Genomic DNA, 18,246 nt, shown 5'->3' with positions numbered 1-18,246 from the left:
CCGCTAGGGTCGGACCATGACCAGCCAACGTTCCGGCGCGCGTGCTGAGGTCGACCACGTCGCACTCGTCACCGGGAGCGCCCGCGGCATCGGAGCGGCCATCGCCCACCGGCTGGCCCGGGACGGGATGGCGGTCGGGGTCGTCGATCTCGATCGGGAGGCCAGCGCTCGGACGGCCAACGCCATCATCGAGGAAGGTGGCCGCGCCATCGCCATCGGCGCCGACGTCTCCGATGAGGCCGACGCGACTCGGGCGGTCGACCAGGTCGCCGCGGAGCTGGGGCCTGTCACCGTCTTGATCAACAACGCGGGCATCATCCGTGACAACCTGCTGTTCAAGATGAGCGTCGACGACTGGGACGCGGTGATGAACGTCCACCTGCGAGGTGCCTTCGTCATGACCCGAGCCGCTCAGGCGCACATGACGCAGGCGAAGTGGGGCCGGATCGTGAACCTGTCGTCCACCTCGGCCCTCGGCAACCGCGGCCAGGTCAACTACTCGGCAGCCAAGGCCGGACTGCAGGGCTTCACCAAGACGTTGGCGCTCGAGCTCGGCAAGTTCGGGGTGACGGCCAATGCCGTCGCCCCTGGCTTCATCGAGACCGAGATGACCCGCGCCACCGCCGACCGGCTCGGCGTCGACTTCGACGACTGGAAGGTCGCCGCCAGCCGCGACATCCCCGTAGGCCGGGTCGGCACCCCAGAGGACATCGCCGCCGTGGCCAGCTTCCTCTGCAGTGACGAGGCGTCCTACGTCTCCGGCCAGGTCATCTACGTCGCCGGCGGCCCCAAGAACTGAAAGCACACGCGCCCTGAGCACAACCCACGCGCCCTGAGCCTTAAGCGCCCTGAGCCTGTCGAAGGGCATCAACGGCGCTCTTCGACAAGCTCAGAGCACGGAGTGTCCACGCGCCCTGAGCCTTAAGCGCCCTGAGCCTTACGCGCCCTGAGCCTTAAGCGCCCTGAGCCTGTCGAAGGGTCAGCTAGTCCTCGTAAAGACTGTTCAGCATGTCCTCGTACTTCTTTTCAACGGCCTTGCGCCGGATCTTGAGGCTCGGCGTGACCTCGCCGTCCTCGACGCTGAGCTCGTTGGGCAGGATCTCGAACTTCTTGATCGTTTCCCACCGCTCGAGGTTCTTGTTGGCCTCGTTGATGAAGGTCTCGATCATGGTCCGCACCTCACCCGACTGGGCCAGCTCCTCGTACGACTTGCCTGCTTGACCGTGCGCGGCGGCCCACTCGTTGATCGCCTCGGGATCCAGGGCGATCAACGCCGACACATACTTGCGCCCCTCGCCGTGCACGATGATCTGGCTGATGTACGGACTGGCGGCCTTGACCACCCCCTCGACCTTCTGCGGTGCGACGTACTTTCCGCCGGAGGTCTTGATCAAATCCTTCTTGCGGTCGGTGATCCGCAGATAACCCTCGGCGTCGAGCTCGCCGATGTCTCCGGTGGCCAGCCAGCCGTCCGCGAGGACCTCGGCGGTGGCTTGGGGATGGTTATGGTAGCCGCGCATCACTCCTGGACCCTTGATCAGGATCTCTCCATCGGGGGCGATCTTGACCTGGGTGCCGGGCACCGGCGGTCCCACAGTGCCGAAGCGTGGTGTTCTCGGATCGTTGACGAAGCTCGCGGCGCTGGTCTCCGTCAGACCGTAGCCCTCCAGCACCCGCAGGTCGGCCGCGAAGAACCACTCCTGCACCTCGCGGCTGAGGGCGGCCGAGCCCGAGATGAAGAACCGGATGTTGCCGCCCATCCGCTCCTTGATCTTGCTGAAGACGAGGCGGTCGGCCATTTTGTACTGGACGCCGAGCAGACCGGTGGGATACCTGCCCTCCAGCCGGATCGCGCTGGTCTTGCGGCCGATCGAGAAGGCCCAGTCGAAGATCTTGCCCTTGACGCCGGAGGACGCGCCCATCATCACCTTGGCGCGCACCTTCTCGAAGATCCGCGGAGCACCGGCCATGAAGGTGGGATGCACCTGCCCGAGGTTGTCGACGATCCGCTCGATAACCCCGTCCACCGCGGTGGCGAAGCCGATCTTGAGCTGGACCGCGATCAGCGCCTTGCCGAACACGTGGGAGAGCGGCAGCCAGAGGTACTGGAGGTCCTCCTTGCTCAGGAGGTCCTTCATCTCCTCGATCGCGGCGCCCTCGTACGTCCAGCTGTCGTGCACCAGTTCGACACCCTTGGGGCGTCCGGTGGTGCCGGAGGTGTAGATCAGGGTGGAGAGGCTGTCGGGTCCCACCTTGGCGATGGCGTCGTCAACGGACGTGGGGTGCTCGGCCAGGTATGCCCGGCCGGCGATGGTCAGCTGCTCCCAGCTGGTCACCTTCTCGTGGTCGACCTTGCCGTCCAGCAGCACGATGGTGATCAGCTCGGGCAGCTGGTGGAGGTGGTCGAGGACCTTGGCGACCTGGAGGTCGTCCTCAGCGATGACGATCTTGGACTGGGAGTCGCCGAGGATGTAGGCGACGTCCTCGTGCTGGGTGGTCGGATAGACCGTGGTGGTGGCGCCGCCGGCGCACATCACCGCCAGGTCGGCCAGGATCCATTCGATCCGCGTGTTCGAGGCGATCGCGACCCGGTCCTCGTGCTGCAGCCCGAGAGCCATCAGTCCGGCCGCCAACTCGAAGACGCGGTCCTTGGTCTGGTCCCAGGAGAGCGAGACCCAGTTCTTCCCGTCGAGGTAGCGGAAGGCCTCCCGTGGCCCGGAGGCCCGGACCTGCTCCAGCAACATGGCGCCCACCGACGGAGGACGCAGCGCGAGGCGTTCTTCCAGCGTTTCGGTCATCACAGCTCCCAGATCTCCAGTGGCCAAGCAACATACCGCAGCCCGGTCATCGTCCCACCCTGACGACGGTGATCCGGCGTACATCTGGAGGGTAGCCAACCCCGCCCAGAAGGGGGCTGGGCCGGGCAATCTCTCGGCGAAAACTCAGGCTCCTGGCGACGGGTCACGTCCGGTCAGCTGAGCCGCTGCAGCACGATGGCCATGCCCTGCCCGCCGCCCACGCACATCGTCTCCAGGCCGAACTCGACGTCGCGGCGCTGCATCGCGTTCAGCAGCGTCGTCATGATCCGGGCGCCGGTGGAGCCGAACGGATGTCCGAGGGCGATCGCCCCGCCGTGCACGTTGAGCCGTTCGAGATCGATACCGAGGTCGCGGTAGGAGGCGATGACCTGCACGGCGAAGGCCTCGTTGATCTCCACCAGCCCGATGTCCTTGATCGACATCCCGGCCTGCGCCAGGGCCCGCTTGGAGGACTCGACCGGACCCAGCCCCATGATCTCGGGGCTCAGCGCGCTGACGCCGGTCGCGACGATCCGGGCCAGCGGGGTCAGGCCCAGCTCGGCGGCACGGGTGTCGCTCATGATGACCACGGCAGCGGCGCCGTCGTTCAGCGGGCAGCAGTTGCCGGCGGTGACCGTACCGTTCTCGCGGAACACCGGCTTGAGGCTGGCCACGGCCTCCAGGGTAGTGCCGGCCCGGGGACCGTCGTCCCGGCTCACCAGCGTTCCGTCGGGCAGCGTCACCGGCACGATCTCGGTGTCGAAGACGCCCTCGGCGATGGCCTTCTCGGCCAGGTTCTGCGACCGGACGCCGAACTCGTCCTGCTCGGCCCGGCTGATACCGCGCAGGGTGGCGACGTTCTCGGCGGTCTGGCCCATGGAGATGTAGATATCAGGCAGGGCACCGTCGGTCCGCGGGTCGTGCCACACCTCGTTGCTCAGTGCCGTGGCCTGCGTCCGCGCAACCGCCTCAGCGAACAGCGGGTTCTGGGTGTCGGTGGGGTCGACACCGGCGGACCCGAAGTTGCGATACCGGGAGACGCACTCAACCCCGGCCGACACGAAGGCGTGGCCCTCCCCCGCCTTGATGGCGTGGAAGGCCATCCGTGCCGTCTGCACACTGGAGGCGCAGAACCGGTTGACGGTGGCCGCGCCGACGCCGTCCAGCCCGAGCTGCACCGCGACCCGGCGAGCCATGTTGCCGCCGTGCTCGTCGCGCGGCTCGGCGCAGCCCAGGTAAAGGTCGTCCAACGTTGCCGGGTCGAACCCGTCCAGCTTGCCCAGCGCGGCGCCGATCACGCCGGCCGCCAGGTCGTCCGGCCGGACCTCTTTGAGCGAGCCCTTGAACGCCCGTCCGATCGGCGTCCGCGCTGTGGAGACGATGACTGCTTCTGGCATCAGGTGTCCTTCGTACTGAATGTTGGTCGTCACAGTGGAGGTTGGTGGCACGTGACCAGGGAAACTGTCACTCTGCTAGGGCGATTTCGCTGGCTTCGTAACAGTTTCCCAAGTCGACTTGGGAAACCGACCCGCAGCCCGACCCGCAGCCCGACCCGCAGCCCGACCCGCAGCCGAGGCAAGGGTCACAGGCCCAGGTCGCGGCCGATGAGCTCCTTCATGATCTCGTTGGAGCCGGCCCAGATCTTGGTCACCCGGGCGTCGGCCCAGGCGCGGGCGACGCGGTACTCGTTCATATAGCCGTACCCGCCGTAGAGCTGGACACAGGCGTCCAGCACATCGTTCTGGACCTGCGAGGTCCACCACTTGGCCTTGGCCGCGTCGACCGCGCCGAGCGTGCCGGACACCTGCTCGAGGATGCAGGCGTCGACGAACGCCTGGGTCACCTCGCAGCTGGTGACCAGCTCGGCAAGCACGAACTTGTTGTGCTGGAAGCTGCCGACCGGCTGGCCGAAGGCCTTGCGCTCCTTCACGTACGCCAGAGTCTCGCCCAGGATCTGCCTGGCATGGGCGATGTTGCTGACCGCGGCGCCGATCCGCTCAGCCACCAGCCGCTGCATCATGTAGATGAAACCCTGGTCCACCTCACCGATCACGTTCGCCGCCGGCACCCGGACATCGGCGAAGAACAGTTCGGCAGTGTCCGACTCGGGCTGGCCGACCTTGTCCAGCTTGCGACCACGCTCGAAGCCCGGCATCCCGGTCTCGATCGCGAACAGGGTGATGCCACGGGACTTCTTCTCCGGCGAGGTACGGGCGGCCACCAGCACCAGGTCGGCGGAGTACCCGTTGGTGATGAAGGTCTTCGACCCGTTGACGATCCAGTCGTCACCATCGCGGACGGCGGTGGTTCGCAGCGCCGCCAGGTCGGAGCCTCCCGATGGCTCGGTCATGCCGATGGCGGTGACCAGCTCGCCGGTACAGAACCTCGGCAGCCAGCGCTGCTTCTGCTCCTCGGTACAGAGGTCGACCAGGTACGGCGCCACACAGTCGGCGTGGATGCCGACACAGGAGGAGTAGGCGAAGGCCAGCTTGGACAGCTCCTCGGCCAGGATCATCGAGAAGCGGGGGTCGTCGACGCCCGCACCGCCGTACTCCTCCGGGATGTTCAGCCCGAGAAGGTGCTGCTTGCCCATCTCCAACCACATCTCGCGGCCGAACTCGTGGTTGGCGATGTGCTTCTCCTGCTGCGGACGGAGCTGCCGGTCGACGAAGGTCCGGCAGCTGTCGCGGAACGCCTCGTGATCCTCGTCGAACAATGTCCGTCTCATCGCAGTCCCTTCGCCGAGCCTAGTTACTCATCAGTAACCGGTGGTTGAAAGGATACCCCCGGCATCGGTCGCGTACGGCCAGCACAGCCGACAGCGCCGCCTCGACCGCGAGGTCGAGACGGCGCTGTGCAGAGAGGTCGGGAGAGAGCACAGGTCAGGCTCAGGCCTTGACGGCCTCGATGGTGAGGGTGATGTCGACCTTGTCGCCGATCAGCAGCTTGCCGCCGTCGAGCGGGACGTTGAAGTCGACCTTGAAGTCCTTGCGGTTGATGGAGGTCCGGGCCTCGACACCCAGCCGGGTGGCGCCATAGGCGTCGACCGCCACGCCCAGGAAGTCAGCGGCCAGGGCGACGCCCTTGGTCACCCCGTTGATGGTGAGGTCGCCGTTGATGACGTACTCGCCGTCGTTCTCGCTGATGCCGGTGCTGACGAAGGTCATCTCGCTGCCGGTCGCCGGGTCGAAGAAGTCGGCGGACTTGATGTGGCCGTCACGCTGAGCGTTGTTGGTGTTGATGGACGACAGCTTGATGACGGCCGAGACCGTCGCGTCGGTCGGGTTGGACCCGCCGGTGGTGATCTCGGCGGCGAAGTCGGCGAACGTACCGCGGACCTTGCTCATCAGGTGCCGTACCGTGAAGGCGACCTCGGAGTGGCTCGGGTCGACGTTCCAGGTTCCGGCGACCAGGTCGGTGGCGATGACATCATGGGACATGTGGTGCTCCTTGGGAGAGGATGGATTGTTTAGTTTTCAACTACTCCAAGGATACGACTTTAAGTTGAAATGTCAACTTCTTCTGGATAGGGTTTGAGCCGTGTCGAACGAACAGGTCTGTGCCCCGTGGCTCAGCCAGGAACAGCAGCGCATCTGGCGCGCCTACCTGCTGGGCAGCGCACGCCTGTCCGAGCGCCTGGACGCTGACCTGCGCCAGTTCGGCATCGACCTCGCCGAGTACGAGATCCTGGTCTGCCTGGAGGAGTCGGAGGGCCACCAGCTGCGGATGTCGGAGCTTGCCGACGCCGTGCACCAGTCCCGGTCGCGGCTCACCCACACCGTCGCCCGGATGGAGAAGGCGGGTCTGGTAGAACGGACCCTGTGCCCCACCGACCGACGCGGTGTCTGGGCTCGACTCACCGAGGCGGGTATCCAATTGCTGAAGACTGCTGCTCCAAGCCACGTCCAGGCGGTCCGGACCAACTTCGTCGAGGCGATGACCGAGGAGGACTACGCCGCCCTCGGCCGCGCCTTCGCCGCCGTGCTCGCCGTCGAAGCTGACTAGCGCCGGCTCCCCCAGCCGATGAGCCAGACACTCGCCGCCACCGTCGACGTGGCCGACCTCACCCGCCAGCTGAGCCGCCGAGGCATCAGCGGCGTCATCGACCACACCCGGCTCACGCGGGCGATGTACTCCTCCGACGCCTCTCTGTACCGGATCGTGCCGCAGGCCGTCGCCCAGCCGCGGACGGTCGACGAGGCGGTCGCCGTGCTGGAGCTCGCAGCCGAGCTGGGCCTGCCGGTGACCACCCGTGGCGCGGGCACGTCCTGCGCCGGCAACGCGGTCGGGCCGGGGTTGATCCTCGACGTCGCCCGGCACCTGAACAGAATCGGCGAGATCGATCCCGAACAACGCACCGCGCAGGTGGAGCCGGGCGTCGTGCAGGCCAGCCTGCAGTCCGCAGCGGCACCGTTCGGCCTGCGGTTCGGCCCCGACCCCTCGACCCACACCCGCTGCACCATCGGCGGCATGATCGGCAACAACGCCTGCGGGCCGCGGGCACTGGGCTACGGCAAGACCGCCGACAACGTTGTCGCTCTCGACGTGCTGACCGGCTCCGGTGAGCGGCTCCGGCTGAACACCGACCAGCCGGCCGACTCGGCGACCCTGGCCCAGCTCAAGGGCGTCGTCGGATCACACCTGGGCACCATCCGGACCGAGTTCGGGCGGTTCGGTCGACAGGTGTCGGGCTACAGCCTGGAGCACCTGCTCCCTGAGAAGGGTTTCAACGTGGCCCGCTTCCTGGCCGGCACCGAGGGCACCCTGGCCGTCATCCTGGGGGCCACTGTCCGGCTGGTCGCCGACGCGCCGCACAAGATCATGATCGCGCTCGGGTACCCCAGCATGGCCGAGGCCGCCGACGCCGCGCCAGCCATCCTGCAACACGCCCCGACCGCCTGCGAGGGCCTGGACCGCCGCATCGTCGAGGTGGTGCGGACCCGGCGCGGCGCAGGAGCGGTGCCGCCGTTGCCGGCCGGCGACGGCTGGGTGTTCGTCGAACTGGTCGGCGACGACCCGGCGGAGATCCGGGACCGGGCCGACCGCCTGCTCGCCGGCTCCGGCTGCAAGGACGGCTTCGTCGTCGCGGACCCGGCCCAGGCCCTGGCACTGTGGAAGATCCGTGAGGACGGCGCCGGGCTGGCCGGTGTCAGCCTGTCCAGTCCGGCCTACCCGGGCTGGGAGGACGCGGCCGTCCCACCTGAGCATCTCGGCGCCTACCTGCGTGACTTCGAGGCGCTGCTCACCCGGCACCGCCTGCATGGTCTGCCGTACGGCCACTTCGGTGACGGCTGCGTGCACGTCCGGATCGACTTCCCGCTCACCGAGACCGGCGGCGCGGCCGTCTACCGCTCCTTCGTCGAGGAGGCCGCCGCCCTGGTCGCCGGCTACGGCGGCTCGATGTCCGGCGAGCACGGCGACGGTCGGGCCAGGTCCGCCCTGCTGCCCACCATGTACTCCGCCGCGGCGCTCGGGGTGTTCGCCGAGGTCAAGGCCGCCTTCGACCCGGACAACCTGCTCAACCCCGGGGTGCTGGTCGACCCGGACCCGGTCGACGGTCGGCTGCGGGCCGCGGCGCTGCCCGGCAAGGAGCTGATGCGGACCGAGGGCCACTTCGCCGCGGCCGTGCACAACTGCTCCGGCGTCGGGAAGTGCCTGGCCGACAACACCGGCGGGCTCGGGGTGATGTGCCCGTCGTACCAGGCCACCCGGGAGGAGAAGGACTCCACCCGCGGCCGGGCCAGGGTGCTGCAGGAGATGATCAACGGTGAGGTGATCCAGCTCGGCTTCAGGTCGCCTGCGGTGCACCAGGCCCTGGACCTCTGCCTTTCCTGCAAGGGATGTGCCCGCGACTGTCCGACCGGCATCGACATGGCCACCTACAAGGCTCAGGTTCTGGACCACACCTACCGCGGCAAGCTCCGCCCGCGCAGCCACTACGCCCTGGGCTGGCTGCCGCGCTGGGGCCGGTTGATCACCCGCATCCCCGGGCTGGCGTCCTTGATCAACTTCACGATGTCCGCGCCGGGCCTGCGGCGGGTGGTCAAGTGGACGGCCGGGGCGGACCAGCGCCGGTCACTGCCCCGCTTCGCCCGGCGAGCAGCACGGAGCAGGGTCGCACTCTCCGAGCGCGCCGGCGCACCCGTGATCATCTGGGTGGACTCGTTCTCGGACTCGTTCACCGGGGGTGGGGTCGAGGCGATGGTCGAGGTGCTGGAGTCGGCCGGCTATGCGCCGACGTTCCTGGAGTCCACGGCCTGCTGCGGACTGACCTGGATCAGCACCGGCCAGCTCGACGGTGCCCGTCGTCAGCTGCGGGCCAGCCTGGAGGTGCTGCATCCGCACGTCGCCGCCGGCACCCCGATCGTCGGGCTCGAGCCGTCCTGCCTGGCGGTCTGGCGCAGCGACGCCGCCGAGCTGCTGGACGACCCCCGGGTCGCGGAGGTCGCCGCGGGGGTGCACACCCTGGCCGAGCTGTTGAACGCCACCGAAGGGTGGCGGCCGCCGGACCTGACCGGCACCGAACTGGTCGCCCAACCGCACTGCCACCACGCCTCGATCATCGGCTGGCAGGCCGACGCGGCACTGTTGAAGGCGACCGGAGCCACCGTCACCACGGTCGGTGGCTGCTGCGGTCTGGCGGGGAACTTCGGCGTCGAGAAGGGCCACTACGACGTCTCGGTGAAGGTGGCCGAGCACGATCTACTGCCCGCCGTTGCGGCTGCGCCGGACGCGGTGGTGCTGGCCGACGGGTTCTCCTGCCGGACCCAGCTGGCCGAGCTGGCCGACCGCCAGGCGATCACCCTGGCCGAGCTGCTGGCCTCCCGCCCCCACTGACGCCATACCCCTCTGCACCGGGAGCGGCGGTCTCGACCCGACCGTTGTGGCAGGCCGGGCGGCGGGCGAGGATGGGTCCATGCGTATTGGACTGCAGGTCCCCTACTTCTCCTGGCCCGACGCTCCCCAATCGATCGGGCCGACGTTCGGACGGATCGCCCGCAATGCCGAGCAGGCGGGCATGTCCAGCCTGTGGGTGATGGACCACTTCTTCCAGATCAGCATGATCGGGCCGCCCGAGCTGGACATGGTCGAGGGCTACACCGCCCTGGCGTTCGCGGCCGGGCAGACGTCGACGATCGAGCTCGGCACGCTCGTCACCGGTGTCACCTACCGTCACCCGGCCCTGCTGATCAAGACGGTGACCGCGCTCGATGTGCTGTCCGGTGGTCGGGCCTGGCTGGGCATCGGGGCAGCCTGGAACGAGGAGGAGCACCGCGGCCTGGGCGTGCCCTACCCGCCGGTGTCCGAACGGTTCGAACGGCTGGAGGAGACGTTGCAGATCGCCCACCGGATGTGGGAGGGCGACGAGAGCCCGTACACCGGGAAGCACTTCCAGCTGGAGCGCCCGCTCAACGTGCCGCAGGCGCTACGGCGACCCCACCCGCCGATCCTGGTCGGCGGCGGCGGCGAGCGCAAGACCCTGCGGCTGGTGGCCCAGTACGCCGACGCCTGCAACATCTTCGACCTCGGCCGGGCCGGCGTGAAGGCCAAGTACGACGTGCTGAGGCGACACTGCGCCGACCTCGGGCGCGACTACGACGAGATCGAGAAGACGGTGCTGACGCGGGTGTCGCTGTCCGGCACCGGCGGCGAGAAGATGCCGTCCGGGGAGAGGACCCAGACGGTCGACCAGTTCGTCGAACGCCTGGGACGACTGGCGGAGATCGGCACCGGCACCACGATCGTGGGGATGTCCAACGACAGCGACGACGACGTCTACCCGCTGGTCGCCGAGGTCGTCCGGCAGGTCAGGGACCTCGCCCCGGCCCGCGCCGGCTAGGCCGACCGGGCCGGGTCAGCCCCGGGTCAGCCGACGGTGGGTGGCCCGGTGCGGCCGGGCCGCCTCGGCGCCCAGCCGCTCGATCTTGTTGGTCTCGTAGTCGGCGAAGTTGCCCTCGTACCAGAACCACTGCGCCTGGTCCTCGTCGTTGCCCTCCCAGGCCAGGATGTGCGTCGCCACCCGGTCGAGGAACCACCGGTCGTGCGAGATGACCACGGCGCAGCCCGGGAAGTCCAGCAGGGCGTCCTCCAGCGACTGCAGCGTCTCCACGTCCAGGTCGTTAGTCGGCTCGTCGAGGAGCAGCAGGTTGCCGCCCATCTTGAGGGTCAGGGCCAGGTTGAGACGGTTGCGCTCACCGCCGGACAGCACGCCGGCCGGCTTCTGCTGGTCCGGGCCCTTGAACCCGAAGGAGGCCACATAGGCCCGTGATGGCACCTCGAAATGGGCCACCTTGATGAAGTCCAGGCCGTCGGAGACCAGCTCCCAGACGTTCTTCTTCGGGTCCAGGCCGGCCCGGCTCTGGTCGACGTAGGAGATCTTGACCGTCTCGCCGATGTTGAGCTTGCCGCTGTCCGGCTGCTCCTCGCCGACGATCATCCGGAACAGCGTCGACTTGCCGACTCCGTTGGGCCCGACGATGCCGACGATGCCGGCCCGCGGCAGCGAGAAGCTCAGGCCGTCGAACAGCTGCCGGTCGCCGAAGCCCTTGACCAGCTGCTCCGCCTCCAGCACCACGTTGCCCAGCCGGGGGCCCGGCGGGATGTTGATCTCCTCGAAGTCCAGCTTGCGGGTCCGCTCAGCTTCGCTGGCCAGCTCTTCGTAGCGCGCCAGCCGGGCCCGGTTCTTGGCCTGCCGCGCCTTGGGGTTGGAGCGCACCCATTCGAGCTCCCGGTCGAGGATCTTCGCCCGCTTGGCGTCCTTGCGGCCCTCGACGGCCAGCCTGGACTTCTTGGTGTCCAGGTAGGTCGAGTAGTTGCCCTCGTAGGGGTGGGTGCGGCCGCGGTCCAGCTCGAGGATCCACTCGGCGACGTTGTCCAGGAAGTACCGGTCGTGCGTCACTGCGAGCACCGCACCGGGGTAGGACTTCAGGTGGCCCTCCAGCCACTGCACGCTCTCGGCGTCCAGGTGGTTGGTCGGCTCGTCCAGCAGCAACAGGTCGGGCTGCTGCAGCAGCAGCTTGCAGAGCGCGACCCGGCGCCGCTCGCCCCCGGAGAGCACGTCGACGTTCGCGTCGCCCGGCGGGCAGCGCAGCGCGTCCATCGCCTGGTCGAGCTGCACGTCGATGTCCCAGGCCTGCCGATGGTCCAGCTCCGTCTGCAGATCACCCATCTCGGCCAGCAGGGAGTCGAAGTCGGCATCCGGATCCGCCATCGCCTCAGAGACCTCGTTGAAGCGGTTCAGCATCCGCTTCGTGTCGGCGACCCCCTCCTCGACGTTCTCCAGCACCGTCTTGCCCTCGGTCAGCGGGGGCTCCTGCAGCAGGATGCCGACAGTGGCCTCCTTGGCCAGCCGCGCATCGCCGTTGTTCGGCTGCTCCAGGCCGGCCATCAGCTTGAGCAGGGTGGACTTGCCGGTGCCGTTGGGGCCAACGACACCGATCTTGGCGCCCGGAAGGAAGTCCAGGGTGACGTTGTCGAGGACGACCTTGTCACCCAGCGCCTTGCGTACGTTGTGCATCGAGAAGATGAACTCAGCCATGGGGGACTCAAAAACCTTTGCTCGTCGGAATCTTCGGCCGATCAAGTATGTCAGTGAATCCCGGAAAGTCCGCTACCGCGCTCGGGCCGCACTCGCTGGGGTGGCCACGGTCGAGGGTCGACAGGTATCAGGCCGCGTCTTCGTCGGCCTCCTCATCACCCAGAGCCTTGGCCTCGGCGTTCGCGATCAGCTCGCCGAGCTCGGCATCGGGGTCCTCCAGCGGGACGGAGCGTTCGAACTTCTTGAACACCGAGGTGCCCCGGGAGAGGTCATGGCCGATCGTCAGCGCCTCGAGCACCATGCGTTCGTGCCGCTCCCCGTCGTCGCGTCCCTCCCACACCTGGGTGCGGAGGCGGCCGACGACGATCACCGGGTCGCCCCTGCTGATGCTGCTGGCCGCGTTGTCGGCCAGCGCCCGGAAGCAGGTCACCGTCACCCAGGTGGTCTCGCCATCCCGCCAGTCACCGCCACGACGGATCCGCGGCGTGCAGGCCAGCCGGAAACTGCCGGTGGCGACCCGGTTGTCCTGTCCCGAGCGGTACTCGACATCGCCGCCGACATAGCCGGACATGGTCACATTGGCTTCCATCTCATCCTCTTCTCTCGATCGGTCTCCGGCGGAGACGTGTCAGAAGAAGGTTGTGCAGGCCGGCCGAAATCGTGCACGTACTCCGCCGACCTGTGGACAAGTCGGCACCCGCACCTGCCTGTGGACGACGACCAGGGCAACCGCCGAAACCGCGACCGGCCTCAACTCCGAGCCTGCTCCAGGGCGAGTCGGGCCTGCTCGTAGCGCTCCAGCTCAGCGGTCACCGGGTCCAGCACCCGAGTCTTGCTGACCGATCCGATCGCGGCCCGCAACGCCCGGCCGGCGCGGGCAGCCCGGCGGCGGGCCCCGACCTCGACGCCGATCCGACTGAGCCCGGCCAGCAGCAGGCCGGCGATCACCCCCCCGACCACGAGGACGGTCGGGGCGGGGAGCCCCCACCAGGCCACCCTGGGCAACGGCGGCAGCTGGAGATACAGGAAGACGAAGGCCGACCCGAGCCAGCCCAACCCGGCCAGCACCACCACGACCAGCAGCCACTGCAGGATCCTGACCAGCGTCCACCAGCGCCTGTGCCGGTCCAGATCCAGGTCGGTGGTCGCCATTGCCCGGTCGAGGCTGTCCGGCAGCAGCGCGTGCTGGGACCTGGCGGCAGCCTTGACGGCGTCCACCCAGCCGCGGGAGAGGCCGGCCGAGACCTCGTCGGCCAGGTCGCGCAGTGCAGACTCCACCCGGGCGTCATGGACGCCGCCGGCAGCGGGCAACGAGGTGCGGCTGATCCGGGCCGGGTCGAGCTCCTTCCGACGCCCTCCAGCGCCCAGCCGGTCCAGGTGCAGCCGGCGCAGCGGGTCGGGCTTGAACTTGGCCACCCAGGCCAGTACCGGCCAGCCGGTCGCCAGCCCGCCCCGGAGGCGCCAGGCGTTCCGGACGGCGTCGGTGACGATGGGCACCCCGGCTGCCCGGGCCAGTGTGCGGTTCAGCCGGTCGATCGCCTGAGGGGGCAGCCCTTTCGCCCTGGCTCCCCCCTGGGCACCAGCCAGCAGCTCGGCCGCCTGGGTCACATCGGCCGCCAGCCGGCGCGCCGCCGCTTTCTTCTCGGCCACCTGCCGGGCCAGCAGCCGACGCAGTTCGGCGATCCCCTCCCCGGTCACCGCCGACACCGCCAGCACCTCCACCCGGCCCAGCCCTTCCGCCGCCAGCAGCCGCTCCAGGTCCCGCAGGCACTGGTCGCGCTCGTCCGGGGTCAGCGTGTCCGCCTGGTTGAGGACCACCATCATCACGTCGGCGTGCCGCGCCAGCGGCTTGAGGTAGCGGTCGTGCAGTGCGGCGTCGGCATACTTCTGCGGGTCGACCACCCAGACCAGCAGGTCGACCAGCTGCACCAGCCGATCCACCTCCATCCGGTGCGACAGCTCGGTCGAGTCGTGGTCGGGCAGGTCCAGCAGCACCAGGCCGTCCAGGGCCGCGGCCTCGGCCGGGTCGTCCTCGACAGCATGGCGACGCGGGATCTTCAGCCAATCCAGCAGCTCCTCGGCGGACTTGTCGCCCCAGCTCGCCGCCAACGCCTGCGACGTGGTCGGACGGCGGACACCGACGACGGCCATGTCGGTCCCGCTGAGCGCGTTGAAGGTGCTCGACTTGCCGGATCCGGTCGCTCCGGCCAGGGCGACCACGGTCGCATCCCCCGAGATCGCCAGTCGCCGGTCGGCCTGCTCGATCAGCCGCCGAGCCTCGGCGACCGCACGGTCGTCCACCCGCCCCTCGCAGAGCCCGGCGGCCGTGTCCAAGGCCCTGATCCGCTCCACCAGCCGAGCCGAGTCATCCTTGCGTGCCAGCAGCTTCTGGACCATCAGCGCAGCTCTCCTCGCTGAGAGGCCGGTCGTTCCTCGACGATCTCGGCGTCGACGATGTCGTTCGGCCCCTCCGCCGAGCCGGTCTGCAGGTCGACCTGGCGGACCGTCGGCGCCTCGATCGCCCGACGCTCCTCCCCTGCCGGCAGCTGCTGCTCCCCGTTGCCGGCCGACCTGGGCAGCCCCTCGGCCCGCGCCCGCTCCACTCCGTCCGCCGCCTCCCGCAGCCGGACGGCCTGCTCCGGGTCGAGCCCGAGGCCGTCCAGGATCCGGTGGTAGCGCAGCAGCTCCTGAGACATCAGAGCCTCCACCCTGGAGTCCAGCTCCTCCTTGGCGGTCTCGGCCAACCGGCGTACGGCCTGGTCGCCGAACACCGCCTCCAACACCCGCTGGGCGAGCACGGCGGTGCCGCCGGCCACCCCGACCTCCGCTCCGACCAGACCACCGGTATGGGCGAAGACGACGATCATCAGCGCCACCCCGACACCGTTGACGCCGAGCGCGAGGAACCTGGCTCTCGAGCGTTTGCTCATCCCCTCGTCGGCGACCAGCTCCAGCACCGCCCCCTGCCAGTCGCGGATCGTCCGGGCGGTGTCGACGGCGAAGTCGCGGGACGACCGGGACAGATCCTCGGGCGACCGCTGCAGCAGCTCCCGCCCAGCCGAATGCGCCTGCCAGGACGCCTCGGCCCGCTCGGCCGCGGCGTCACCCTGCTCGCGCAGCAGGGCCTCCAGCCCCGACTCCACCGCGACCTTCAGGTTGCCGGCGCCCGGCGGCTCACCCTTGAAGGCGGCCACCACCCGGTCCCGCAGCCAGCTGACCTTCTGCTCCAGGGCACGGAAGAACTCACCGGTGCCCACGAACTCGTGCCAGCGGGCCAGCACCTCGCCGCGCAGCAGGGTCCCGTCGGCGGTCTGTACCCCGACCGTACGGACAGCCTCGGCATAGGAGTGGTCCACCTCGTCGCGCAGCTGCCGGACCGCCTCGAGCTGGTCGTCGACCGCCGACGCGAGGGTCGGCGCCCGCCGGACCAGCGCAGCGATGGCCCCGTCGAGCGTGCGGTGCACCACCTCGGCGCGGCTGGCCGAGTCGCGTGCCAATGACGCCAGCCAGCTCCGGATCGGCTGGATCGCCGAGGCCGGCAGCAGGCCGGTGGCGTCGACGGTGGTCTCGGGTACCGCGAAGAGCGGCGACTCGCCCAAACCCCGGTCGGTCATCATCTGGCCCAGATGCGCCGGCACCTCCTGCATCGCCTGGGGCGGCACCCGGTCCAACACGACGGCAACGGCTGCGCTGCGGTCGGCAGCAGAGAGCAGGAAGTCCCACGGCACCGCGTCGGCGTACCGGGCAGCCGAGGTCACGAACAGCCAGAGGTCGGCCGCGGCCAGCAGCTGGGCGGCCAGCTGCCGGTTCTCCGAGACCACCGAGTCGATGTCTGGGGCGTCAAGGATGGCGAGACCGGCAGGGATCGTGTCCTCGGGCACCAGTTGGATGGCGCGGGAGTCGGCGGCCGCTCCGGACGACCGCGCCAACCCGGGCAGGATCCGGTCGTCAATGAACCAGCGTGAGTCGAGCGGGTGGTGCACCAGTACCGGGGCCCGGGTCGTCGGCCGGATGACGCCGGGAGCGGTCACCCGCCGACCCACCAGCGAGTTGACCAGGGTGGACTTGCCGGCACCGGTGGACCCGCCGACGACGGCGAGCAGCGGCGCGTCGATGGTGGCGAGTCTCGGCAGCACATAGTCGTCCAGCTGGCTGGTGATCTCGCGCACCGTGGCCTGCTTCTCGGCGGCACCGGGCAGCACCAACGGCAGCCGGACCGGACTGACGGCGGCGCGCAGCTCGGTCAGTGCGGACTCGAGCCTGCTCGGCATTTGTTGCTCCTGTGCCCGCGCCGATGGCGCCTGATCGGTCCGGGTCGACTGAGCTACTGGCCCGGAGGTTTCCAGCTGGGATCCACCTCAGAGTATTGCGTGGCCGCCTGACCGAGCGGTGCGCTGCCGGGCTGCGGCGCGCCGGGGGCCGGAAAGTTGCCGCCGATGCCGGCCGGACCGGGATAGTTCGGCGGGGCCCAGGCGGCCCCAGCGGTGTCGTTGCGGTCGAGGAAGGCAGGCTTCCGGAACTGCGGATAGCTGGCCCGACCCGTCGGGTGCAGCACCGCGGATCCCCGCAGACTGCGGACCCGGCTGAGCAGCACCTTCTCCCGCGCCAGCCCGGCCCGGTCGACCAGACCGCGGGTCATCGCATCGCGCAGATAGGCGAGCTCGGTCATCGCCCGCTGCATCCTGATGGTGTCCAGGAAGACGGCGGGGCCGAGGAAGAGCGCATGCCAGAGCGCCTTGGTTCGGGTCCGCAGCCGGGACAGGTCCCTGGGGTCACCCTCCGGCAGCCAGCCCAGTCGAACATAGTCGGTCAGTCGCTCACGGATCAGCCGCCCTTCGCGGAACAGCTGCCGGACGACAAAGACGGTCAGAGCGACCACGGCCGGGACCGCGACACCGAGGTACATGAACAGCAGCGAGGGCCCGCTCACCAGGGTCGCGGTCGCGTTGAACGACATGTGCAGGAAGGCGGCCGCACAGAACCCGGCCAGTGGGGCCACCACCCGGACCACCTTGCTCTTGGAGCGCAGTGCGACCGCCAGGCCGATCCCGGTCATCGAGGTGAAGAGCGGGTGGCCGAAGAATGTCATCAGTCCGCGCAGCTTGAACAATGACTGCAGGGCCTGCTCCGGCTCGACCTCGCCGAAGGTCTGGGCGGCGTACCGGTAGACGCGGCCGTAGTAGAGGATGTTCTCGACGAACGCGAATGCGGTAGCGGACAGGCCGGCCAGGACGATGCCGCTGAGCCGGCTGACCCATTGATAGCGCATCAGGATGGCGAGCCAGAACAACACCGTCGCCTTGGTGGACTCCTCCACGAACGGCGCGACGTAGATGGCGGCACGGGCACCGGTTGCGGGGTCGCCGTCGCCGAGGATGCTCAGGTGCGAGGCTGCCCAGCTGTTGATCTGGGCGGACAGGAAGGTGGCCACGCAGGCGCCCCAGCCGAAGGTCATCAGCCAGATCCAGAACCGTTGCGGCCGGAACCGGTCCGCCCACAGGAACACCAGCGACAGTGGGATGGCGGTGACGGCGGCGTACTTCGCCGCCAGCGGGATGGCCTCGGTGCCGAGCCCGAGCAGCTTGCCACCGGGCACCTGCCGGTCGGGCACCACCTGACGGTAGAGCAGCACCAGGCAGGTGGCGTAGACCAGCAGCATCACCACGCTGAGCCAGAACAGCTTGCTCGTCAGCATCCGCTTCGGCCACGGCTCGCCCGGGTCGGGCTCACGCGGGATTCCTGACCGGGCGGCTGTCCGTCGGGGGTCCTGGTCCCGGGCTGCCCGCTTGGACGCGCGAGCGCGCGCAGGTGCGTGACCCGCCTGGGTGACCGACATGCCGCCAAGGTTACCCAAGCCGCGGACCACGTCCTGCAGCCAGCACGCCTCGAGGGCCCGGCCGTTCGTTCCCT

The 18,246-nt window shown here is 69.2% G+C and carries 13 protein-coding genes; 4 read left to right on the top strand and 9 right to left on the bottom strand.

Features of this window, described 5'->3' with window-relative positions; all coding sequences use genetic code 11:
• Window positions 1-16 precede the first annotated feature (16 nt).
• The gene (gene fabG / locus JOE57_RS14075; protein WP_204918915.1) at window positions 17-799 is read left to right on the top strand and encodes a 3-oxoacyl-ACP reductase FabG; all 783 of its coding nucleotides are present in this window, start codon (window positions 17-19) and stop codon (window positions 797-799) included.
• 184 nt (window positions 800-983) lie between these two features.
• On the opposite strand, the gene JOE57_RS14070 is transcribed toward fabG, so the two are convergent.
• The 4 genes from JOE57_RS14070 to JOE57_RS14055 form a co-directional block, all read right to left on the bottom strand.
• Window positions 984-2,798 (bottom strand): AMP-dependent synthetase/ligase, encoded by a 1,815-nt coding sequence (locus tag JOE57_RS14070; protein WP_204918914.1) that lies wholly within the window; start codon window positions 2,796-2,798, stop codon window positions 984-986.
• 173 nt (window positions 2,799-2,971) lie between these two features.
• Window positions 2,972-4,195, bottom strand: a complete 1,224-nt coding sequence (locus JOE57_RS14065) for an acetyl-CoA C-acetyltransferase (RefSeq protein WP_204918912.1) — start codon at window positions 4,193-4,195, stop codon at window positions 2,972-2,974.
• A gap of 185 nt (window positions 4,196-4,380) precedes the next feature.
• Complete coding sequence (locus JOE57_RS14060) at window positions 4,381-5,526, bottom strand: acyl-CoA dehydrogenase family protein (protein WP_204918910.1); 1,146 nt, start codon at window positions 5,524-5,526, stop codon at window positions 4,381-4,383.
• Between the two features lie 160 nt (window positions 5,527-5,686).
• A complete protein-coding gene (locus JOE57_RS14055) occupies window positions 5,687-6,238 on the bottom strand; it encodes a YceI family protein (RefSeq protein WP_204918908.1) in 552 nt (183 codons plus the stop codon).
• Between the two features lie 100 nt (window positions 6,239-6,338).
• On the opposite strand from JOE57_RS14055, the gene JOE57_RS14050 reads away from it, so the two are divergent.
• The 3 genes from JOE57_RS14050 to JOE57_RS14040 all read left to right on the top strand — a co-directional run bounded on the left by JOE57_RS14050 (window position 6,339) and on the right by JOE57_RS14040 (window position 10,638).
• Window positions 6,339-6,803, top strand: coding sequence for a MarR family transcriptional regulator (locus JOE57_RS14050; protein WP_204918906.1), 465 nt, complete (start codon window positions 6,339-6,341; stop codon window positions 6,801-6,803).
• Window positions 6,804-6,821: 18 nt separating this feature from the next.
• Window positions 6,822-9,635: an FAD-binding and (Fe-S)-binding domain-containing protein gene (locus JOE57_RS14045; RefSeq protein WP_204918904.1), complete on the top strand. Its 2,814-nt coding sequence runs from the start codon at window positions 6,822-6,824 to the stop codon at window positions 9,633-9,635.
• Window positions 9,636-9,714: 79 nt separating this feature from the next.
• Window positions 9,715-10,638, top strand: a complete 924-nt coding sequence (locus tag JOE57_RS14040) for an LLM class F420-dependent oxidoreductase (protein ID WP_204918903.1) — start codon at window positions 9,715-9,717, stop codon at window positions 10,636-10,638.
• A 15-nt stretch (window positions 10,639-10,653) separates the two neighbouring features.
• Here JOE57_RS14040 and ettA read toward each other — a convergent pair whose 3' ends face one another.
• The 5 genes from ettA to JOE57_RS14015 form a co-directional block, all read right to left on the bottom strand.
• Complete coding sequence (ettA, locus tag JOE57_RS14035) at window positions 10,654-12,336, bottom strand: energy-dependent translational throttle protein EttA (RefSeq protein WP_204918901.1); 1,683 nt, start codon at window positions 12,334-12,336, stop codon at window positions 10,654-10,656.
• Window positions 12,337-12,463: 127 nt separating this feature from the next.
• A complete protein-coding gene (locus tag JOE57_RS14030) occupies window positions 12,464-12,925 on the bottom strand; it encodes a single-stranded DNA-binding protein (protein ID WP_204918899.1) in 462 nt (153 codons plus the stop codon).
• Window positions 12,926-13,086: 161 nt separating this feature from the next.
• The gene (locus tag JOE57_RS14025; protein ID WP_204918898.1) at window positions 13,087-14,733 is read right to left on the bottom strand and encodes a YfjP family GTPase; all 1,647 of its coding nucleotides are present in this window, start codon (window positions 14,731-14,733) and stop codon (window positions 13,087-13,089) included.
• Window positions 14,733-16,607 (bottom strand): GTPase domain-containing protein, encoded by a 1,875-nt coding sequence (locus JOE57_RS14020; protein ID WP_204918896.1) that lies wholly within the window; start codon window positions 16,605-16,607, stop codon window positions 14,733-14,735. The genes JOE57_RS14025 and JOE57_RS14020 overlap by 1 nt, the downstream gene beginning before the upstream one ends.
• Window positions 16,608-16,660: 53 nt before the next feature.
• Complete coding sequence (locus JOE57_RS14015) at window positions 16,661-18,172, bottom strand: PrsW family intramembrane metalloprotease (RefSeq protein ID WP_204918895.1); 1,512 nt, start codon at window positions 18,170-18,172, stop codon at window positions 16,661-16,663.
• Window positions 18,173-18,246 lie beyond the last annotated feature (74 nt).

The sequence above is a fragment of the Microlunatus panaciterrae genome, assembly GCF_016907535.1.
GTDB lineage: Bacteria > Actinomycetota > Actinomycetes > Propionibacteriales > Propionibacteriaceae > Microlunatus > Microlunatus panaciterrae.
Note: the sequence above shows the minus strand (reverse complement) of the source record. Positions and strands in the feature narration are given on the sequence as shown.